Origin of the sequence: Rhodococcus sp. IEGM 1306 (assembly GCF_036541985.1) — a bacterium.
Taxonomy (GTDB): domain Bacteria; phylum Actinomycetota; class Actinomycetes; order Mycobacteriales; family Mycobacteriaceae; genus Rhodococcus_F; species Rhodococcus_F qingshengii.
This window is the reverse complement of sequence record NZ_JAZHFF010000003.1, coordinates 95,826-115,714: the sequence shown is the minus strand read 5'-3', so window position 1 is coordinate 115,714 and position 19,889 is coordinate 95,826. Positions and strand designations below refer to the sequence as shown.

18 protein-coding genes are annotated in these 19,889 nt (G+C 62.4%); 7 read left to right on the top strand and 11 right to left on the bottom strand.

The window, feature by feature from the left end; translation table 11 throughout:
* Positions 1 to 35 precede the first annotated feature (35 nt).
* Positions 36 to 482 carry a MarR family winged helix-turn-helix transcriptional regulator gene (locus V3587_RS10150; RefSeq protein ID WP_283376629.1) on the top strand — a complete coding sequence of 149 codons (447 nt, stop codon included), beginning with the start codon at positions 36 to 38 and terminating at the stop codon, positions 480 to 482.
* Positions 483 to 488: 6 nt separating this feature from the next.
* On the opposite strand, the gene V3587_RS10145 is transcribed toward V3587_RS10150, so the two are convergent.
* Positions 489 to 1,697 (bottom strand): macrolide family glycosyltransferase, encoded by a 1,209-nt coding sequence (locus V3587_RS10145; RefSeq protein ID WP_283376630.1) that lies wholly within the window; start codon positions 1,695 to 1,697, stop codon positions 489 to 491.
* 181 nt (positions 1,698 to 1,878) lie between these two features.
* Here V3587_RS10145 and V3587_RS10140 point away from each other — a divergent pair, with 181 nt between their 5' ends.
* The gene (locus V3587_RS10140) at positions 1,879 to 2,169 is read left to right on the top strand and encodes a YiaA/YiaB family inner membrane protein (protein WP_003945505.1); all 291 of its coding nucleotides are present in this window, start codon (positions 1,879 to 1,881) and stop codon (positions 2,167 to 2,169) included.
* Here V3587_RS10140 and V3587_RS10135 read toward each other — a convergent pair.
* Positions 2,153 to 3,259: a HAMP domain-containing sensor histidine kinase gene (locus V3587_RS10135; RefSeq protein WP_283376631.1), complete on the bottom strand. Its 1,107-nt coding sequence runs from the start codon at positions 3,257 to 3,259 to the stop codon at positions 2,153 to 2,155. The two genes, V3587_RS10140 and V3587_RS10135, sit on opposite strands and share 17 nt — an antisense overlap.
* Entirely contained in the window at positions 3,256 to 3,969 is a 714-nt protein-coding gene (locus V3587_RS10130) for a response regulator transcription factor (protein WP_283376632.1), read from the bottom strand. The genes V3587_RS10135 and V3587_RS10130 overlap by 4 nt, the downstream gene beginning before the upstream one ends.
* Positions 3,970 to 4,185: 216 nt before the next feature.
* Here V3587_RS10130 and V3587_RS10125 point away from each other — a divergent pair, with 216 nt between their 5' ends.
* Both V3587_RS10125 and V3587_RS10120 read left to right on the top strand, forming a co-directional pair.
* Positions 4,186 to 4,836, top strand: coding sequence for a DUF305 domain-containing protein (locus V3587_RS10125; protein ID WP_124568767.1), 651 nt, complete (start codon positions 4,186 to 4,188; stop codon positions 4,834 to 4,836).
* 142 nt (positions 4,837 to 4,978) lie between these two features.
* Positions 4,979 to 7,027 (top strand): heavy metal translocating P-type ATPase, encoded by a 2,049-nt coding sequence (locus V3587_RS10120; RefSeq protein ID WP_283376633.1) that lies wholly within the window; start codon positions 4,979 to 4,981, stop codon positions 7,025 to 7,027.
* A gap of 18 nt (positions 7,028 to 7,045) precedes the next feature.
* Here V3587_RS10120 and V3587_RS10115 read toward each other — a convergent pair whose 3' ends face one another.
* The 4 genes from V3587_RS10115 to V3587_RS10100 form a co-directional block, all read right to left on the bottom strand.
* On the bottom strand, positions 7,046 to 7,816 hold the full coding sequence (locus tag V3587_RS10115) for an alpha/beta fold hydrolase (protein ID WP_283376679.1): 771 nt from the start codon (positions 7,814 to 7,816) through the stop codon (positions 7,046 to 7,048).
* A gap of 143 nt (positions 7,817 to 7,959) precedes the next feature.
* Complete coding sequence (locus V3587_RS10110; RefSeq protein ID WP_095971402.1) at positions 7,960 to 8,499, bottom strand: hypothetical protein; 540 nt, start codon at positions 8,497 to 8,499, stop codon at positions 7,960 to 7,962.
* Positions 8,500 to 8,550: 51 nt separating this feature from the next.
* Positions 8,551 to 10,152, bottom strand: a complete 1,602-nt coding sequence (locus V3587_RS10105) for an ABC-F family ATP-binding cassette domain-containing protein (protein WP_283376634.1) — start codon at positions 10,150 to 10,152, stop codon at positions 8,551 to 8,553.
* A 219-nt stretch (positions 10,153 to 10,371) separates the two neighbouring features.
* Positions 10,372 to 10,926 (bottom strand): hypothetical protein, encoded by a 555-nt coding sequence (locus V3587_RS10100; RefSeq protein ID WP_095971400.1) that lies wholly within the window; start codon positions 10,924 to 10,926, stop codon positions 10,372 to 10,374.
* Positions 10,927 to 11,083: 157 nt separating this feature from the next.
* Between V3587_RS10100 and V3587_RS10095 the strand changes: the two genes are divergently transcribed.
* The 3 genes from V3587_RS10095 to V3587_RS10085 all read left to right on the top strand — a co-directional run bounded on the left by V3587_RS10095 (position 11,084) and on the right by V3587_RS10085 (position 15,396).
* On the top strand, positions 11,084 to 12,841 hold the full coding sequence (locus tag V3587_RS10095; RefSeq protein WP_166811694.1) for a penicillin-binding transpeptidase domain-containing protein: 1,758 nt from the start codon (positions 11,084 to 11,086) through the stop codon (positions 12,839 to 12,841).
* 107 nt (positions 12,842 to 12,948) lie between these two features.
* On the top strand, positions 12,949 to 14,628 hold the full coding sequence (locus V3587_RS10090) for an NTF2-like N-terminal transpeptidase domain-containing protein (protein ID WP_283376635.1): 1,680 nt from the start codon (positions 12,949 to 12,951) through the stop codon (positions 14,626 to 14,628).
* Between the two features lie 30 nt (positions 14,629 to 14,658).
* Positions 14,659 to 15,396, top strand: a complete 738-nt coding sequence (locus V3587_RS10085; RefSeq protein WP_047889121.1) for a sulfite exporter TauE/SafE family protein — start codon at positions 14,659 to 14,661, stop codon at positions 15,394 to 15,396.
* A gap of 6 nt (positions 15,397 to 15,402) precedes the next feature.
* On the opposite strand, the gene V3587_RS10080 is transcribed toward V3587_RS10085, so the two are convergent.
* From V3587_RS10080 to V3587_RS10065, 4 genes are all read right to left on the bottom strand, one after another.
* Entirely contained in the window at positions 15,403 to 16,875 is a 1,473-nt protein-coding gene (locus tag V3587_RS10080; RefSeq protein WP_047889122.1) for a peptide MFS transporter, read from the bottom strand.
* Positions 16,876 to 16,932: 57 nt separating this feature from the next.
* Entirely contained in the window at positions 16,933 to 17,310 is a 378-nt protein-coding gene (locus V3587_RS10075) for a DUF3054 domain-containing protein (RefSeq protein ID WP_095971478.1), read from the bottom strand.
* Positions 17,311 to 17,374: 64 nt separating this feature from the next.
* Positions 17,375 to 17,923, bottom strand: coding sequence for a YceI family protein (locus V3587_RS10070; protein ID WP_050655476.1), 549 nt, complete (start codon positions 17,921 to 17,923; stop codon positions 17,375 to 17,377).
* A 78-nt stretch (positions 17,924 to 18,001) separates the two neighbouring features.
* Complete coding sequence (locus V3587_RS10065; protein ID WP_283376636.1) at positions 18,002 to 19,738, bottom strand: 2-isopropylmalate synthase; 1,737 nt, start codon at positions 19,736 to 19,738, stop codon at positions 18,002 to 18,004.
* Positions 19,739 to 19,889: the final 151 nt, after the last annotated feature.

Here is a 19,889-nt window from a genome sequence, read left to right as displayed (position 1 = left end):
ACCTGAACTTCCGTTGAGGTTTTATCGTCGTATCCATGAACGAACAAGCGATGCAGCCACCGGCCAATCAGCCGATCGGATTCTGGACCGCGCGTGCCGGTGAGGCGATTCGTGCGCGCACGAGGGGAGCGCTGGAAGCGGTCGGCGTCACCCAGCCGCAATGGTGGGTCCTGCACCAACTTTCGCTGCACCCTGAAGGGATGAAGCGAGCTGCCCTCCTCCGCACGATCGGTCCCAACGAATCAACTGACGTGGTCGACGCGGCCGTCGACTCTGCCCTCGATCTGGGGTGGGCGCGTGAAGACGGGGCTGTCCTTCTCCCCACTGATGCGGGCTCCCAGCAGTTCGAACGCGCCTCGCGGGTACAGCAGATGCTGCAGGAAGAGCGGATGCAGGGAATCAGCGAAGAAGAGTTCGTCACCACCATCACGGTTCTGCAGCGAACCATCAAGAACGTGGGCGGCGACGCCTGGCACTGGTAGCCGCCACTACCGCCGCCCGCTGCCGGGTAGGACGGCTTCGATCAACTCGACGGCACGGGACACACCGCCCGCCGCTGCGAGCTCTTTTGCCAACTCTGTACTGCGTCGTCGGAACTCGTCCGAGCTCACCCGAGCCAACGCCTCACGAAGCTCTGCTGCCGTGACGGTAGCGCTGTCGACGCGTACTGCGACACCGGCGTCGACCAGCGAGTCGGCGTTGCCGAACTGATCGACGGCTTGCGGCACCGCGATCATGGGTGTGCCGGTCACGAGCCCCTCGCTGGATCCGCCCATACCCGCGTGGGTCACGAACGCGTCGGCCTGCTGCAGAATCGCGAACTGCGGTACCCATCGGTGTATTTCGACGTTGTCGGGCACTGGTCCGAGATCTGAGATCTGCACCTGCTTTCCGATCTGGAGGACGACGTGCCAGCCGTCCAGCTCGCCGAAAGCCTCGACGCAGGTGCGGTAGAAATCCGGATGATCGGTGAAGGCTGAACCCAACGAAATCAACAGAAGTTTGCGGTCCGGATCCGGGTTCACCCAGGGTTGACTGCTCGGTTCGAGTGCTGGGCCGACAAACGTGTACACGTCACGGTTCACGCGATCGGCGTTGGGCTGCATCGATTCTGCGATCAGAACGATCGCACGCGGTGGGCGTCCGGTGAACTCGCGCGGGTCGACCTCGACGCCTTCGCTGCGGAAGAACCGGGCCTCCCGATCGAGCAGGTCGACGCCTCTCGGGTCGGAGCGAATCTCGTCGTACATCGGTGCGGCGTCGGCTTCGTAACCGTCCCAGGCAACGTACGTCGGCGACAGCTGGATGATGGGAACGTTCCACTGCTGAGCCAGTATTCGCGCTGGAACTCCCGCGATGTCGTAGAGGAAGAGGTCGGGACGGTCGTCGTCGTAGATTCGGCGCAGCTGCGGCAGCATCGACTCGTAGTCGTCCTGGAAAATCGTCAACTGATCGATCAGATCCCCGTCCCAACTCTTCTCCGGTTCGGCGCCGTCAGGAGAAGGAACGAGGCTGGGCAATGTGGAGACGTACGGTGCGAATACGGCCCCGGTCGCCTCGATGACCTCACGCATCGACTCGTCGTTGGCGTAGGTGACGCGGTGACCGGCGGCGACGAGACGCGCGATGATCGCCAGGCTCGGATTGACGTGGCCAGGTGCCGGAATGCTCACCATGGCGATATGTCTGCGGGTCATCGATCACTCCTGCCGTCTGACTGTTGTCGAACGACAACTGTTCTGGAACAACTCCGGATACCGGACCGAGACTATCCACCAGGATAGGTAACGGCATCTGATTTATTGTCGGGGAAGTACCGTGCACTCTCGAGTAGGACTACGCATCCGAGTGCCGGGATGGGCGAGCAGACTTCGAAGCATGAGCACACCGACAACACCTTCGAAGACCACTGCAGCCTTCTATCTTCAGGCCGGAATAGCCTTTGCCGTCAGTTTTGTCGGCACCCTCCTCGGAATTGCGTATCTTCCGATCGATGCGTGGCAACGCGGATTTCTCGGAATGTCCTTGCTGTTCCTGGTCACCAGTACGTTCACGTTGGCCAAGGTGATTCGTGATCAGCAGGAAGCGTCGACAGTCAGGGTTCGAGTGGACGAAGCTCGACTCGAGAAGTTGATCGCCGAGCACGATCCGTTCAAAGCGGCAGCCTGAAACCTGTCGGCAAGGTGAGGATCAGCGTGCTGCCGGGAGGTTGTTCGTTTCGGAGCGCCACCAGATCGCCACCGTGTGCGAGCGCGAGGCTACGCGCAATCGTGAGCCCCAAACCGGAACCGTCGGATCGATCACCGCGATGGAAACGGTCGAAGACTGATTCGAGTTCGTCTGTGGGAATTCCGTCACCGGTGTCGGTGACGGACACCGAGAGGTGCTCGCCTTCCCGCGCGAGTGTCACCGTCACCGAACCTCCGCTGGGAGTGTGCCGCAACGCGTTTTCGAGCAGGTTGGCGAGGATCTGGTCGATTCGTTGGCGATCGACCTCGGCCGTGATCGGTTGCGGAGGTAGCGCGGTCGTCAATTCGACTCCACGATCGGCGTAACGCGGCGCCGCTGCTGCCGTTGCGCTGCAAACGATGTCGTCGATATTCTCATCCCGGCGATCGAGTTCGAGAGCGTGTTCGTCGGCAGCGGAGACGTCCGCCAGATCACAAGAGAGCCGACGCAGTCTTTCGAGTTGATCGCGCATGACCGACCACGAAGAGGAGTCCGCGGGTAGGACGCCATCCTCGATGCCGTCCACGTACGCAGCCAAAGTCGATACCGGAGTGCGTAATTCGTGGGCAAGATCGGCAAGCAGGCGTTTGCGGACCCGATCCGAATGATCAAGGCGTGCCGCCATGTCGGCAAAGGCAGTTTCGAGACGCGTGAAATCGGCATCTACGCCGGACCGGCCGATAGTCACGTCGAAGTTCCCGTCGGCGACGCTTTGCGCCGCCTCCGCCAGCGTTGAGATCGGGGCGGTGATGCGTCGGACGATGTAGACCGCGGCGATGCCGGCGCCCACCAGTGCGACTGCAATCCCGCACAACAGAGCGATGGTCATCGTCTGAGCGAAAGCTTCTTCGGTGTGGGTACGGACGTTCGAGTCTTCGATGCCGGCCATCATGAGGTGGTTGTGAAAGAGCGGGGCAGCGACGGCAATGGCGACTGCGGCGATGGCGAGGCAGGAGACGAACAGAACGACAAGCTGCGCGAGCAGCAGTTTTCCGCGTAACCCGAGTTTGTTCATGACGACCGCGTTCATGACGACCTCAGGGAGTATCCGACGCCCCTGACGGTCCTGATGAACCGAGGATCGGTCGCGTCGTCGCCGAGTTTGCGGCGTAACGCACGGACATGGACGTCGACGATGTGCTGGTCCCCGAACCAGGACGACCCCCACACCGAGGTGATGATCTCGGCCCGACTCCAGACAGCGTCGGGTCGGGATGCGAGTGCGGACAACAGAGTGAACTCGGTGGGAGTGAGATCGACCAGGGCGTCGTCCACACGAACCGTGCGGGACAGGACGTCGATGTCGAGTCCGGGAGGCGTTGGCAGTACTTTCGGCAGCAAGCTCGACGCGCGTGGCCGTCTGAGCAGTGCTTTCACTCGCGCAACCAACTCGCGGGGGCCGAAGGGTTTGACCACGTAGTCGTCTGCGCCGGCTGCCAGCCCGGTTACCTTGTCCGACTCGTCACCGCGGGCGGAGAGCATCAGGACATACACGTCGGAAAACGTGCGGATCCGCCGGCAGACTTCCAGACCGTCGAAGCCCGGAAGCATCAGGTCGAGCACGATCAGTGCGGGCTCGAAGTCGCGCACCGAACGTACTGCGCTCGGCCCGTCGTGGGCGAGGCGCACGGTGAATCCCTCGCGTGTCAGATAATTGGCGACAACCTTCGCAAGGGCAGTCTCGTCGTCGACGACAAGAACACGCCCCGGTTCCTCACCAGGTCGTAGTTCGGCGCTCATCGAACCGAGGTTAGTCGACTGCGTGTCTGCATTTCTGTCGCGAGGTGATTTCCGTTCGACTGTGAAGATTCGATGAAGGAAGCCTGTTTGGGCCGGTTATCGGGCTTCGAGGCGGATTTCCGCCGGTAACGTGGCAACTGTGCATTTGCAGCACTGTCGTCAAATCAATTGTGGTGCAGTGCATATCGAACAGAATCAACTCTCGGGAGTGAAAACATGTCTTTGACGGTCAGGAAGAGCGCCACGCGGTTCGTTCCGGTTGTGGCAGCGGCAGCACTGTTGATTGCCGGATGCTCGGACAACTCCGGGGAGAGTGTCAACCATTCTTCCGAAACAACCAGCGTCGCAGCACAGTCGGAGATTCCCGCGGGTGTCAATGCCGCCGACATCGAGTTTCTCGAAGGGATGTACCCGCATCACGCGCAGGCATTGGACATGGCCAGAATGGTCGACGGTCGAACCGACAATCCGGAACTTCTCTCGCTTGCAGCGCAGATAGAGGCAGCGCAAGGCCCGGAAATGGCTCAGATGACCGAATTCCTGACGAAGTGGGGACGCCCCGATCCTTCGTCGAGTTCGATGGAGGGCATGGATGATTCGGCGCATGCGGGACACGGCGTCGGGATGGCCGAGATGCCGGGCATGATGTCGGCCGACGACATGGCCGCCCTCACCGACGCCAGTGGCGCGGAGTTCGACAAGTTGTGGTTGACGATGATGATCGAGCACCACAAGGGTGCCATCACCATGTCCCAGACCGAGCTCGACAACGGGCTCGATCCATCGGCGGAGAAGATGGCAGAAGCTATCATCGCCGGTCAGCAGGCGGAAATCACTCAGATGGAAGCGATGTTGAAGGGGAGTTGAGCGATTGACGTTGGCCGCGTGACCTTGCTCGGTGGCTGAGCCGGGCATACGTTCGAGGCTGATGGCTTGACCGCTGCAGTGCCGGAATCACACGCGAGGGGATGACCGCCACATGGATCACAGTCAGATGGACCATAGCGAGATGGACCACAGCCAGATGAACCACAGTCAGATGGAGCATGGGGCCCACGGTGGTCACGGGGATCACGTCGCACAGTTCCGGACGTTGTTCGCAGTCATGCTGGTAATCGCAGTTCCGGTTGTTGCGGCAGATGCGATGTTCGCTGATCTGGTCGGGTACACCCTTCCGGAAAACTCTCTGGTGGAATGGATCTCGCCGGTACTCGGCACGGTGATGTACTTCTGGGGCGGCAAGCCGTTCCTCACCGGCGCTGTCGCCGAAATACGTTCTCGGCAACCCGGAATGATGCTTCTGATCGCACTTGCCATCACCGTTGCCTTCTTCGCGTCTTGGGCTGCAAGTCTGCACTGGGTGGATCACACTCTTGATTTCTGGTGGGAGCTCGCGCTCCTGATCGTGATCATGTTGTTGGGTCACTGGATCGAGATGCGTTCGCTCAGTCAGACTTCGAGCGCCTTGGACTCTCTTGCCGCTTTGCTTCCCGACGAGGCCGAACGGGTGGTGGGGGAGTCGGTGGAAACCGTGCCCACCGCAGCTCTGGCTACCGGCGACCTGGTGATAGTTCGTCCCGGCGCCCGAGTTCCCTCGGACGGAACGGTCGTCGAGGGAAGCGCCGACATGGACGAATCCATGATCACGGGCGAGTCGAAGACCGTCCGCCGGACTGTCGGAGATCAGGTGGTGGCCGGCACCGTAGCCACCGACTCGGCACTTCGGCTTCGAGTCACCGCTGTGGGAGAAGACACCGCGCTCGCCGGTATCCGGCGCCTGGTCGAACAGGCCCAGAACTCGTCGAGTCGTGCTCAGGTGTTGGCGGACAAGGCCGCTGCTCTGCTGTTCTGGTACGCACTGGGCGCGGCAGTGCTGACCGCGATCGCCTGGAGTATCTGGGGCACACCCGAGAGCGCAGTCACCCGGACGATCACCGTTCTGGTGATCGCCTGCCCGCACGCGCTCGGGTTGGCGATTCCGCTGGTCGTCTCCATCGCGACGGAACGGGCAGCTCGGGCTGGGATTCTGATCACCGACCGCATGGCCCTCGAGGCGATGCGCAACGTAGACACCGTTCTCTTCGACAAGACCGGCACTCTCACCAAGGGGGAGCCCGCAGTGGTCGGCGTACGCGGTGTCGACGGGTATTCCGATGATGACGTGCTCAGCGCGGCAGCTGCCGTCGAGTTCGACAGCGAACATCCACTCGGCCGCGCCGTCGTCGCAGCGGCGCGGGAGTTGTCGCTCGACTTCACTTCGGGTTCCGACTTTCAGGCGCACAACGGGATCGGGGTTGCTGCGAACGTCGCCGGTGCACGCGTCGGTGTCGGCGGACCGGGGATGTTGAGATCGGTCGGGGCCACAGCGATCCCGGGGACCGAAGAGTGGCTGAGTGACGGGTCGACCGTCCTGCATGTAGTGCGTGACGAGAAGGTGATCGGTGCATTGGCATTGGCCGACGAGATTCGCCCGGAATCTGCATTGGCCGTCGACGCCCTCCACGCTCGCGGTGTGCGCGTGGCCATGGTCACCGGAGACGCGGAGGCCGTGGCCCATTCGGTGGCTCGCAGGCTCGGGATCGACGAAGTTTTCGCCGAGGTGCTTCCGCAGGACAAGGGAGCACAGGTATCTCGCCTTCAGGCTGCGGGCCACCGCGTGGCGATGGTCGGTGACGGGGTCAACGATGCGCCGGCACTTGCCCAGGCGGATGTGGGTATCGCGATCGGTGCCGGAACCGACGTGGCGATAGCGTCGGCGGGAGTTGTTCTGGCCAGCGATGATCCGCGTTCGGTGAGCTCGGTCATCGAGCTGTCCCGCGCCACCTACCGGAAGATGGTTCAGAACCTCTGGTGGGCAGCGGGATACAACGCGATCTCGGTTCCCCTCGCTGCGGGAGTACTGGCGCCCGTCGGGTTCGTGCTGCCGATGGAGGTCGGAGCAATCCTGATGTCGGTGTCCACTGTGGTCGTTGCCGCGAATGCTCAGTTGCTGCGCCGCTTGGACTTGCGGCAACCACCGGTGACCGCGCTCGAGTCGAGAGTGCTCACACCGCAGTAGTGAGCGGATGAAGGCGGACTACTGTCGGCTCAGGAACGGAATGAGCGCACGCAGCACAGCTTCGGAGTCCGCGACCGCGCTCGCGTGATCAGCCCCCTCGATCACGGCCAAAGCACTGTCCGGAATCATGGACTCCAGATGCTCGGTATCCGGCAGGCGCTCGCGATCTCTCGATCCGACGAACAACAAAGTCGGCGTGGCGATCCGGCGAAGCACGGCGTCGTCGATGCCCTGCTCCTTCTCCGCACGCCGCATGTAAGCCGCGAGTGCGAGGGGATCGTTGATTCGAAAGGCAGTCGCGGTCTGAGGATCCACCGGTTTGCCGCGTCTCGCGCCCCAACCGGTCAGAAATCCTTCGATACCGCCGCTTTCGAGTGCGTCGATGCAGCCTGGGAAGAACAATGCGTCGAACGCGCCCGTCATCGCTCGGCTACTACCGCCCCCGACGGTCAGCGATCGCACCCGTTCGGAGTGCTCGACAGTCAGCGACATCACCGAGCGCCCGCCGAACGAGTATCCGAGGACGTGAGCCGGTTCGAACGGAGACTCCGTGTCGAGGATCTCCAGGAGATCGCCGACCACCAGATCCATTGCATACGAATCGAAGTCGTGTGGTTTGTCGCTGCGTCCGTGACCCCGCATGTCGACGAGAATCAGACGATACTGTTCCTGGAGCGCCTTGACGTACCCGAAGCCACGCCAGATGGAGCGAGACAACGCAGTGCCGTGCACCATCAACAGGGGTGGGCCGTCGCCCACGATCTGATAGGTGATCCGCGCACCGTCCACCGGATTTCTCACATCGTGCAACACCCGTCCAGTATGGGTGCCAGTTACTACGCACGTGAACTCGAGTAGCCGACCGGAGCCATTTCGACGGATGCCGGGAACTTTCACGAACAGTCGAGCAATCAACTCGGCTTCCCTCAGAGCTACCGGTCACCGCCCGGCCGGTCAGCACCCACTGTGCCAAGCAGTGCATCGGTGACGGGGTCTGCCGTGCTGACGCCTGCGGCTATGCCCCGAAGCAGAGCCTCGAAATCAGCGGCAACGACGGTGACCTCCTCGAACTCCGGCTCTCCCCCACGGACGACCTGACCGTCCGGAGCGAGCGCCAAGTACTCGTACCCATTGCGTACAGACAGCAGAACCGGGAGGTGAGCGGACCAGAAGGCGTTGATCGCCGCGCGCTCAGCCGGCCCGGAAGCGACCGCCAGGCTCTCGTGCCGGAACGCATTCCAGGGAAACGCCTCATCGCTGATACCAACTCCACCGGCATAGTTCTCCGCCGAGAGAAACCACACCTGGTCGTCTGAACTGGCAAGTACGGAGAACGAGCTCGCCCACACGACGAGTTGATCACAAACGCCGACCAGAGGTTGCGGAACTGGGGCAGAGGCCGATCGAGTAGGTTCTTCGCGAACCCAACCTGCAATCGACAGGGCGGCGGTTGCGTCGAGGTGAAGGCACATCGCCCCACAGTAAGGCCGGACCGTCTTGCGCCGCTAGCGTCAACCGTCGGCCTACTCGGGATCGACGTCCTGAATACCATTCTCGTCCATGCTGATCCACCGCGTTATGCCGATGTCGCGCAGGAACGGCAGATCGTGACTCACCACCACCATGGCACCGTGGAAATCGGAAAGTGCCTGCGTGAGATGGGCGAGACTCGGTAGGTCCAGATTGTTGGTCGGCTCGTCGAGAAGAAGCAGCTGAGGCGCGGGTTCGGCCAGAAGGATCGTCGCCAACGCGGCGCGCAATCGTTCACCGCCGGAGAGCGCCGATGCCAAGACGTCGGAATCCGTTCCCCGGAAAAGGAACCGTGCCAACTGCCCACGAATTTCCTCGGCCGTTGCGTGTGGCGCAGCCAATGCGACGTTGTCCGCCACCGAGAGATCCTCGTCGAACACGTCGAGACGTTGGGGGAGCGCACGAGAGGCTACGAACGGAGTCGACGCAGCGAGTGCATCGAGCAACGTCGTCTTGCCGATTCCGTTGCGTCCCATTATTGCAATCCGCTCCGGCCCGGTGATCTGGAGCGATACCACTTGGCCGCTCCGCAACGTCACCTCGTCGAGCCGCGCAACCTGCTGCCCCGGATGAACCTCTGTAGCAGGAAGGTCCAGGCGGATCTCGCGATCGTCTCGAAGGAGTTCCTCTGCCTCCGACAGGGCAGACTTGGCCTCGTCCACCTTCCCGATATGGTTGAGGGCCAGCTTTCCGGCCGAAACTTGGGCTTGGCGTTTTCGTTCCTGCGCGATAATCAGTGGCACCCGCTTGTTCTCGAACATCTTCTGCCCATAGCGCTTACGTCGGTCCAGTTTTGTTCGAGCGTCGATCAGCTCGCGGCTCTGCTTCGCCAGATCGGCCTTGGCGTCGCGAACGGTGGCGAGTGCGTTTTCCTGCTCAGCGGTCACGACCTCCTGGTAGTGCGAGTAGTTGCCGCCGAACACGCGTAGATCCCCCCGACGTAGTTCGACCGTGTACTCCGCGGTGTCGAGCAGTTCCCGGTCGTGACTGACGATCAGTACGGTTCCCGGAAACTGTTGGACTGCAGCATGAACTCGTGATCGAGCGTCGCGGTCCAGGTTGTTGGTCGGCTCGTCGAGGAGCAGCACCTGCGGATTCTTCAGCAGCGTTGCGGTCAGGCCGAGTAGGACGGTCTCTCCGCCGGAGAGGGTGCCGACGGTTCGGCTCAGTGCCGCCGTATCCGGAACTACCTTCGCGAGGCCGAGTCGATGCAAGGTGGAGAGAGCGCTCTCCTCGATATCCCAGTTGTTGTCCACGAGTGCAAAATCGGACTCGGATCCGTCACCGGTTTCGATGCGGTGCAATGCGTTTCGTAGTTCGTGGATATCGAGGATGTCATCCACCCGAACACTCGGATCGAGTGTGATGTCCTGACGGAGGTAGCCGACCTCGCCGGAAGCGGTCACGGATCCGGATTCCGGTGAGAGCTCTCCTGCGATCAATCGCAGCAGAGTCGATTTTCCCGATCCATTGAGTCCCACGAGACCGACACGGCCACTGGGGAATACAAAGTTGGTGCGGGAAAAGACTGATTCGCCGTCCGGCCAGGTGAAAGTGAGATCCGAGAGCGACAGAGAAGAATGGGATTGGGTCATGAGTACTCCAGAGGGTGCTTGGACTGTGCGCCCGGCTCAGCAACTGCTGATGGGTGCGAGTGCCTTCGCGTAATGAACCTCTAGAGGAGCAACGGCCCGTTTCCTGTTCTGTCGGGAATGATTCGTGTTTCAGGTTAGAGCACTCGAACGATCCCGCGCAATCGAATTATTCTGTGCTGTCGGTCTCGTCGGTGTTCGGTGCTCAGATTCTTCGGGCCTTCAGATTTTCGGACCCTCGGATCTCAGATCGTCGACCTTCGACATCGCTTCTCGTAGCTCGGTGAGCCACTGTTCGCTGTGCTTGCCCGCCAACCGGACTGTCCACATGAGTGCATCCGCTCGCGAGCGAGCAACTCCCGCGTCCACCAAGGTGTCGAGAACCTTGCGTTCGGGCTGACGTAGTCGTGTCATCACCGGAACTGCGAGATGTGTGAACAGGACGGTCTTTTCGTCCAGGCGTACACCCCAGGCGACCTTGCGTCCGTAGCGAGCCTCGGCCTCGTCAGCTATGCGCATCCGATCGGCGCGCGTGGTTTCGCGAAAGCGTGAGATCCTTCCGTCCGCGGCGGCCTCGCCACCGTCGACTGCGGGGAGTTCACCGATCACGACGATTTCTTCGCGGTCGACCTGGACGTCGGCGCTGCCGGTGAACCAGTCATCTGGAAGTCGACCGGCAAACCAGTCGGACGCATCACTCGCGTCGGGAACCGATGCCTGTTGCCAACCTCCGGGTCGGCCGAACCTGCGGTCGCCGGAGCCTTGTGAGTTCTTCATGGCGTTCTCCTCGGAAAGCTGGTGGAGCCCTGATGTGCGTTTATTGCACTGATTACATGATTACACCGATAGTCGAACCGGCGCCACAAATTCGGGCATGATCGGAGTCGTGCGCCTTCCACACGCTCGTCAGAGCTTCCGAACTTTCCGTCGTCCCATGGCTGCCGTGGCACTGGGGGCATTGGCCGCAGGATCGGTGGTTTCCTGCAGTTCTGGCCCTGACCAGCCGAAATCAGTGGCAGAGGAGTTCGCCTCCGCGCTCACGTCGGATGACGTGCAAGCGGCGGCAGCCCTGACCACCGATCCGGCGGCGGCGTCGACTGCGATTTCGGCTCTGATCGAGGGGCTGGGCAAGGACGAGGGAACATTCACCGTTTCCGACGCCGCCGAGTCCGGCGATTCTGCGGGGACGTTCACGCTCGACGCGGCGTGGAAGTTCGGTGAGGGGCAGGACTGGAACTACTCGACGCAGGGAAACGCGTCGAAAAGCGGCGACAACTGGCTGATCCAGTGGGATCCGGCGCTGCTCGCCCCGGACCTGACCTCCTCGACGACGCTGCGCTACACGCCCACGACAGGTGCTCCGCCGTCGGTGCTGGACGCGGCGGGCCAGCCGATCATGGAGCAGCAGGTGGTGACGCTGGTCAATCTCGATTCCGCTGCGGTTCCACCGGTGGACACGGCAGCGGTGGCGGCCCTGCTCTCGCCTGTCGCTCCGACGATCACGGCGGCATCACTGAGCGGCGATCTTGCGTCGGCAAGCGGGAAGCCGGTCACCGCAATCACTTTGCGTGCCGAGGATCTTGCACCGATCGAGGAGCGGTTGGCGGCAATTCCTGGAGTGAGCTTGGCGCCGCAGGCTCGGTTGCTCTCGGTGGACAAGACTTTGGCGTCGCCGACATTCAGTGGGTTGTCCGATCTGTGGCAGGAGGGGCAGGACAAGTCCGCAGGCTGGGCGGTGCAGCAGGTGAAGCAGAACGGAACCGTCACCACCGTCGCCGGCCAAGACGGGCCGGTTGCTCCGAACATCGCGACAACCATCGACCGACCGCTGCAACTCGCGGCCGAGAACGCGCTCGCCGGGGTTACGCAACAGGCGGCGATCGTTGCGCTGCAGCCGTCGACCGGAGCGGTGTTGGCGGTGGCCCAGAACGCCCCCGCCGACGCACAGGGCCCGATCGCGTTGACCGGCCTGTACCCGCCGGGTTCGACGTTCAAGACGGTGACGACGTCCGCGGCCCTGCAAGCCGGCGTCGCTACACCGGACACCGTTCTGGCGTGCCCGGGTACCGAGAACATCGAGGGCCGTCAGATCCCCAATGACGACGAGTTCGACCTCGGATCGGTTCCGCTGCATACCGCGTTCGCGAAGTCGTGCAACACCACCATGGCCAGGATGGCCGTCGGTCTGCCTGCCGATGCTCTGCACAAAGCGGCGCTGCAGTTCGGGCTCGGCGTCGACTACGTCACCCCCGGCCTCACGACGGTGACGGGCAACGTCCCTGACGCGAACACGCCCGCCGAACGTGTCGAGAGTGCGATCGGACAGGGCACCGTGACCGCCACGCCTTTCGGGATGGCTCTGGTGGCGGCCTCGATCGCCAACGGAACGACACCCGCGCCGATGTTGGTCAAGGGACAGGCCGGTGTCGCGGATCAGACGGTGGCCCCTGCTCCCGCGGAGGTGACCGAACAGTTGCGGGTGATGATGCGCGAGACCGTCACAGGCGGTACTGCAACGTCGTTGCAGGACATTCCGGGGCTTCTGGGCAAGACCGGTACGGCCGAAACCGAAGGTGGTCCAGCACACGGGTGGTTTGTCGGAATCAAGGGAGATCTCGCATTTGCGGTATTCATCGCGGGTGCGGACAGCTCTTCGCCTGCAGTGCAGGTAGCGGGTACTTTTCTGCGCTGAAACCTGTTTTCCGTTGCAGTTGGATCACACCGTCGTAGCTCAACCGTGACACGTTCGTAGGTATCCCGTGCTTGTTACTCGTGTGACAGAAGTAAAGAGTTACATGCATGGGGCCCGGAGGACAGCACAACCGTCGTGGAAAATATGTCGTTGCGTCGATAACTGCTGTCGTTCTGACAGTGGCGCTCGCGTCGTGTGTCATCGGTGGCGAGAAGAAATCCGACGCCGCCTCGGTGGTGGAGGACTTCGTCACCGCCCTCAACAACCACGACGCCGAAGCTGCCGCGGCGCTCACGTCGTACCCCAACGCCGCGCGGCCGTCGATCCAGCAGATGTTCGACGGACTTGCCGCCAAGTCCACCGACTTCGACGTCGCTCAGGTCATGGACCTGGGTAGCGACTCCGGACTCTTCACTCTCGACGCGTCCTGGAACTTCGGTGAGGGCAAGGACTGGAGCTACCAGTCGCAGGGTGAGGTTCGCGATCTGTCGGTCGGCTGGCGTGTGTCCTGGGACCCGTCGGTCCTCGTTCCCGACCTCGGCAACGGTCGCACCGTCTCGTACACCCGCACGGACGCAGCGCCGCCGAAGGTCGTCGACAGCACCGGCACCCTGCTCATGAACGAGCAGACCATCAACGCGATCACTCTCGACCCGGCCACCATGCCGGACCCCGTGGACACCACTCGTCGCCTCGCCACGGTGCTCGAACCTGTCGCACCGTTGGTCACTTCGGAGTCGATGTTGGCCGACCTCGCCGCCAACCCCGGCAAGCCCGTCACCGCCGTACTGCTCCGCGATCCCGACTACGCCTACCTGGAAAGCGATTTTGCGATCCCCGGCGTCGTCGTGGTCAAGACACCCAAGCTGATCGCCTCCGACCGTCGCATCAACTCGCCGTTGCTGGACCCGCTGCGGACCGTGTGGCAGGCCAATCGCGACGCCACCGCCGGCTGGGCGGTCAACCTGGTCGAGCCCAACGGATTCCCGATCAAGCAAGCCGGCTTCCAGGGACCTCCCGGCCCCGATGTCGCCGCGACTCTCGACTCGCACGCTCAACTCGCCGCGATCGAAGCTGTCGTCAGTGCAGGTACTCCCGCGGCCATCGTGGCTATCCGCCCGTCGGACGGTGCCATTCTGGCTGCAGCACAGAACAATCAGGCCATCGAACAGGGCCCGATCGCCTTCACCGGGTTGCGCCCGGCCGGCGGCGCACTCGATCTGGTCCGTCTCGCATCGTCGGTGCAGAACGGCGTCGACCCCGGCAGCGTGTCAGCCGAGCAGTTGGCCGACACCGGGCAGCAACTCGGACTCGGCAACGGCTTCCACATTCAGGGACTCGAACAGCAGACAGCAGTGCTTGCCGCGAACCGTCCCGGCGTGGACCAGGCGATGAACAACGTCATGGCCAACAAGACGTCCAACGACGCGAGCGCGCCGACAGTGACTCCGTTCGGAATGGCGATGCTCGCGGCATCGATCGCCCGCGGCAGTGCCCCGCTGCCGATGATGGTCTTCGGACAACCGGCAACCGCCGACGTCGCGCCGACGGCATTGCCCGGCGACGTGAACAATCGTCTGCGTGACGCCATGCGAGGCGCCGGCGGACTGGCTGGTTACCCGGACATGATGGCGGCCGGCGCAGCGAGCGGTGACGATCGCTGGTTCTACGGATCACGCGGAGACTTCGCGTTTGCAGTGTTCGTCGCAGACGCTGACGGCGGTGATCGAGCAATGCAGATGACGGACAAGCTCTTCCAGGAACTCGGCAAGCCTGCCGACAAGTAGTACCAAGCACCGCGAGTAGATTCCTGGTTCGTGAACCTGCTCGATTTCCTTTTCCTCGTCGTAGCGGGATTCTTCAGCGGTCTAGTCGGTTTTGTCACCGGTCTTGCATCGATCGTCTCGTACCCGGCGCTGCTGAGCGTCGGGCTCTCGCCGGTCAGCGCGAACATGACCAATACCGTCGCGTTGGTGGCCGTCGGCGTCGGCGCATTGGCGAACTCGTCCCGTGAAGTTGCCGATACCGGTCCGAAACTTGTTCGCTGGTCTCTCTATTCGGCTGCCGGTGGCATCGTCGGTGCCCTGATTCTGTGGTTGGCACCGGAAGGTTCGTTCGAATCCGTTGTGCCGGCGATGGTCGTGTTCGCCTCGCTCGCGCTGTTACTGCAACCGAAGATTCGTGAGTTGTCCGGCGGCGGTGACCGTCCCGGAATCTACTCGGCAGCACTGTTTGCCGTCGCGGTCTACGGCGGCTATTTCGGTGCCGGTGCCGGCGTCATCTTCCTGGCCGCGACGCTCATCCTCACTTCCGAAACGGTGTGGCGTGCAACGATCCTGAAGAGCTTCTTTCTCGGCATTGCCAATCTTGTGGCTGCACTCATCTTCGCCTTCTCCGGACAGGTGCATTGGGTGGCCGCGTTGGCGATGGCACTCGGCGCTTTGGCCGGAGGGTGGTGTGGCCCGCCCGTCGTCAAGAAAATCCCGCCATCGGTACTGCGTGTGGCAGTGGCGACAGCGGGATTCGTGTTGGCTCTGTGGTTGTGGGTGAAGTGAGACCGTCTACTTCACGCCCTGCATCAGCTTCTTGATCCACGGCGAGGCAAGAGCAAGAATCACTCCGATTCCGATCGACGAGAAACCGATGATCAGGAAGAACGGGCGACTGTCGTCGATGTCGAAGTAACCGGCCAAGGTTCCCGCCATCGAAGAACCCAACGCAACGGACAAGAAGAACAACGCCACCATCTGAGTGTGGAAATGCTCGGGCGCGAGTTTGGTTGCAAGGGAAAGGCCGACGGGGGACAGGAAGAGTTCCGCGAAGGTGAAGAGCAGAAGCACGCCGGCCAGGCCGAGGAGCGGTGCACTGTTCGGTCCGCCACCGGTGATCGGGATGAACGCCAGGAACGCCAGACCCATGGTGCCGGTACCGAGCGCGAACTTGATCGGCGACGACGGCTGACGGTCACCGAGTTTTGTCCACATCGCTGCAAACACGCCGGCAAAGATGATGATGAACACCGGGTTGATCGACTGCACCCACGTCGGCGGGAAGTCCCAACCGAAGAGATTGCGGTCCAGGAGTTTGTCGGAGATCACCGGCACGGTAGTGAACTGCTGCTGAAACAGCGACCAGAAGGCCGCGCTCGCGATGAACATCGGGATGAACGCAAAGACTCGACTGCGTTCGACCTTGGTCACCTTCTTGCTGGTGAGCATGAGGAGGAAGTAACCGACGGACGCGACGATCGTGAGTCCGACAACGACGTCGGACATGTTGTCGGCCGTGATCAAACCGGTGATCGAGGCGACCGCGACGACGACGATCGCGGCAATGCCGATCCCGATGTAGAGCGCGCGCTTGTCTGCGGGCAACGGGTTGCCGGGCTCGGCACCGATTCCGTGAAGATGCTTGCGGCCCAGCGTGTACTGGATCAGGCCGAGAGCCATGCCGACCGCGGCGAGAGCAAAACCGGCGTGGAATCCCCAGGCGTCCTGGACGGCTCCGGTGAGCAGTGGGCCGACAAGACCGCCGATGTTGATTCCCATGTAGAAGATGGAGAATCCGGCGTCGCGGCGAACATCCTGTTCGGAATAGAGATCTCCGACCAGAGAGGTCGCATTGGCCTTCAGGCCGCCACTGCCGAAGGCGACCATGACCAGGCCGACGCCGACACCCCACATGCCGGGAAGAACCGACAAGGCGATGTGGCCGGCCATCACCAGCGAAGCACTGTAGAAGAGCGTGCGCTCGGAGCCGAGAAGTCGGTCGGCCACCCACGCGCCGAGAATCGTCGACAGATAGACGGTGCCGCCGTACGCGCCGACGATGCTGGTCGCTGCCGCCTGACTGATGCCGAGGCCGCCGTCGCTGACGCTGTAGTACAGGTAGTAGATGAGGATGCCTTGCATCCCGTAGAAGGAGAATCTCTCCCACATCTCGACGCCGAACAGGTTCGCCAGCGCAAAGGGTTGGCCGAAGAACCCCCGGTCTTCTTTCTCGCTACGTTCGACGGGCTCCGTAGTGTTGCTCATCCGAAAAGTGTCCTACGTGCTCGAGCATTTCGGGTAGTTCCGAGCCGTGGAGTTTGGTTACGACTTGGTGCGGATTTTCGATACCAGCGGAGCGAGTGCGCGCCAACCGAGAAGGAACGCGCCGAGGACCAGCGTCGCGACCACGATGAAGCTGAACTGGGTGCCCTGGCCACTCAACACTCGCAGGATCATGCCGATGACGACGGTGGAGAGCCAAACGACAATGCCGGTGGGAAGAAGGAGAACGGCGTTGAACTTGTCGCGGTACAGCGCGAACGTGGCAGCCCATCCGATCACCAGGCCGGTCAGGAAGGGCCAGGATGTCTTCGCCAGACCGGCGAGCGCGTTGGCTTCTTCGTGGGTACGGCGCCCTATCGCGCAGAAGATTATGACAAGAATGGCGTCGATCAGCAGGAATGGTGCGTACTTCTTCACGCTCACACCATACGACTGTGCGCCTTTATTAACCGCGGGCGGTTAATAAAGGCGCACAGTGCTGTTAGGCCTGCAGGCCGGCTTCGATCTCGAGGGTGATCGTGATCTTGTCGCCGACAACTGCTCCGCCGCCTTCGAGGGGCATCTCGATGGAGATGTCGAAGTCCTTGCGGTTGATGACGGTGGTGGCTTCGAATCCGGCGACGGGGCCCTGGCCCATGCCCGGGTTGACGCCGTTGAACTCGAGGTTCAGCTCGACCTCGCGGGTGACGCCGTGGAGCGTGAAGTCGCCGGCGAGGACGAAGTCGCTGCCCTTGGCGCGCACTGCGGTGGACTTGAAGGTGGCCTTCGGGAACTTCTCCACGTCGAAGAAGTCAGCGGACTTGATATGGCCGTCGCGCTGCTCGTTCTTGGTGTTGATGGAGTCCACGGAGATCTCGGCCTCGACGGCCGGGGTGCCGTCCTCGGCAACGGTGATCGTTCCGGAGAACTCGTCGAACGTTCCACGGACCTTGGAGACCATGAGGTGGCGAACCGAGAATCCGACGGTGGAGTGGACGGTGTCGATGACCCAGGTTCCGGCGGTCAATGCGGGCAAGGTTGCGGTGGTCATGGAAGCTCCTGAATAAGTAGTTGAATGTTCAAGTTCTTGTAGCTTCAACTATGGACCCCGAGAAATCCTTCCGCAAGATCATGTGAGCTGCATCACATTCGGCGTGCTTGCGGCATAGACCGCGTGAAGCGCCGACGCTGTCACCGACTGATGCACCGCAATGCCCCAGCGTCCTTCGCCGTTCACCACACACTCTGCGATGGTGACTGCCGAATTTGCACTGCCGGAAGATTCCGGGTTGCGGGGCAGTGAATGCTGGGTGAGCGAGACGACCTCGACCGCCGAGCCCTGCTCGGTCAGGATTTTGCCCAATGCCTCGACAGGTCCGGACGCGCTGGCTGCAGCGGTGACCTCGCGCCCGTCGCGATCGATGGCGACGAACAACTGATCACCGTCGGCGGTGTGTTCCAGTGAGTACCGACGCACTCCTCCGTTGTACCCGTACTCGCGCAGCAGCAGTTTCCACAGCTGGTCGGCGGTCATTTCGGTGCCCGAGTCGTCGGTCTCGAGCTGCACCCGTGAGGCGAAGTCGATCTGCAGGCGGCGGGGGAGTTCGACCCCGTATTCGGTCTGCAGCAGATATGCGATTCCGCCCTTGCCCGACTGGCTGTTCACGCGAATGACCGCCTGGTAGTCGCGGCCGACGTCGGCGGGGTCGATCGGCAGGTAGGGGACTGCCCACGACGTCGACCCCGGATCGACGCCGGCGGCCGCCGCACTCTCGTAGTGATGCGCGAGACCTTTCTTGATTGCATCCTGGTGGGTTCCGGAAAATGCCGTGTACACGAGATCGCCGCCGTACGGGTGGCGCTCGTGGACGGGGATTCGGTTGCAGTACTCCACTGTTCGACGGATCTTGTCGATGTCGGAGAAGTCGATTTCCGGATCGACGCCCTGTGCATGCAGATTCAGCCCCAGTGTGACCAGGTCGACGTTGCCCGTGCGCTCGCCGTTACCGAACAAGCACCCCTCGACGCGTTGGGCACCGGCCAAGACTGCCAGTTCGGCGCACGCAACCCCGGTGCCGCGGTCGTTGTGCGGGTGGACCGAGAGGATCACCGAATCACGTCGAGCCAGATTCTGGTGCATGTATTCGATTTGATCGGCATAGATGTTGGGGGTCGCGATTTCGACTGTGGCAGGCAGGTTGTGGATGACCGGGCGATCGGGACTGGCGTCCCAGAGTTCGGTGAGACTGTTGCACACCTGCAGGATGTAATCGGGTTCAGTGAGGTTGAAGACCTCGGGCGAGAACTCGAATCGCCATCCGTCGTGGCCTTCGCCTCCTCGGGCCACGTCTTGCGCGGCGCGGAAAATCATGTCGTGCAGCTCTTCTCGCTCCTTGCCGAGAACGACGTTTCGCCACGTCGGCGCCGTCGCCGTGTACATGTGGACGACCGCGTTCGGCAGTCCTTCGATCGACTGGTATGTCCGCTCGATCAAATCCGTACGCGCGGCGGTGAATACGACGATAGTGACGTCTTCGGGAACGAGATCGAATCGCACCAGATCTCGCACGAAATCGAAGTCGGTCTGGCTTGCGGAGGGGTAGCCGACCTCGATTTCCTTGTAGCCGATCGCCACCATCAGTTCGAACATCCGACGCTTGCGTTCGGGGTCCATCGGTTCCGCGAGGGCTTGGTTGCCGTCACGCAGATCGACGGGTACCCACAGCGGTGCCGCGGTGGTGCGATTGGACGGCCAGGTCCGTTCGAATGCCGGAATGTCGACGCGATCCCACGCGGCGCGATAGCGCTCGGACGGCATGGGTGACGGCTTCTGGTTGTTCCAGTGGTTGGCGCGGGTAGTGCTCATCTTCGGTTTCTCCTGCGGTCGAGTAGAGAGACCGGCATGGCGAAACCCCGCGGAGGGGTGCCGGTCTGTCAGGCCCCGCCGCGGCAGTCGAGAAGGAGTGCTCCTGTAGCCATGCGGGCTACACTAGAACGAAATCACTTATCAGACAACC

What these genes read in the sequence shown, in the direction of transcription:
- V3587_RS10100 (WP_095971400.1), bottom strand. Translation starts at nt 10,926, where the DNA reads ATGAAGAACTCACAAGGCTCCGGCGACCGCAGGTTCGGCCGACCCGGA.
- V3587_RS10125 (WP_124568767.1), top strand. Translation starts at nt 4,186, where the DNA reads ATGTCTTTGACGGTCAGGAAGAGCGCCACGCGGTTCGTTCCGGTTGTG.
- V3587_RS10150 (WP_283376629.1), top strand. Translation starts at nt 36, where the DNA reads ATGAACGAACAAGCGATGCAGCCACCGGCCAATCAGCCGATCGGATTC.
- V3587_RS10070 (WP_050655476.1), bottom strand. Translation starts at nt 17,923, where the DNA reads ATGACCACCGCAACCTTGCCCGCATTGACCGCCGGAACCTGGGTCATC.
- V3587_RS10095 (WP_166811694.1), top strand. Translation starts at nt 11,084, where the DNA reads ATGGCTGCCGTGGCACTGGGGGCATTGGCCGCAGGATCGGTGGTTTCC.
- V3587_RS10145 (WP_283376630.1), bottom strand. Translation starts at nt 1,697, where the DNA reads ATGACCCGCAGACATATCGCCATGGTGAGCATTCCGGCACCTGGCCAC.
- V3587_RS10080 (WP_047889122.1), bottom strand. Translation starts at nt 16,875, where the DNA reads ATGAGCAACACTACGGAGCCCGTCGAACGTAGCGAGAAAGAAGACCGG.
- V3587_RS10090 (WP_283376635.1), top strand. Translation starts at nt 12,949, where the DNA reads ATGGGGCCCGGAGGACAGCACAACCGTCGTGGAAAATATGTCGTTGCG.
- V3587_RS10130 (WP_283376632.1), bottom strand. Translation starts at nt 3,969, where the DNA reads ATGAGCGCCGAACTACGACCTGGTGAGGAACCGGGGCGTGTTCTTGTC.
- V3587_RS10140 (WP_003945505.1), top strand. Translation starts at nt 1,879, where the DNA reads ATGAGCACACCGACAACACCTTCGAAGACCACTGCAGCCTTCTATCTT.
- V3587_RS10065 (WP_283376636.1), bottom strand. Translation starts at nt 19,738, where the DNA reads ATGAGCACTACCCGCGCCAACCACTGGAACAACCAGAAGCCGTCACCC.
- V3587_RS10135 (WP_283376631.1), bottom strand. Translation starts at nt 3,259, where the DNA reads ATGAACGCGGTCGTCATGAACAAACTCGGGTTACGCGGAAAACTGCTG.
- V3587_RS10110 (WP_095971402.1), bottom strand. Translation starts at nt 8,499, where the DNA reads ATGTGCCTTCACCTCGACGCAACCGCCGCCCTGTCGATTGCAGGTTGG.
- V3587_RS10105 (WP_283376634.1), bottom strand. Translation starts at nt 10,152, where the DNA reads ATGACCCAATCCCATTCTTCTCTGTCGCTCTCGGATCTCACTTTCACC.
- V3587_RS10120 (WP_283376633.1), top strand. Translation starts at nt 4,979, where the DNA reads ATGGACCACAGCCAGATGAACCACAGTCAGATGGAGCATGGGGCCCAC.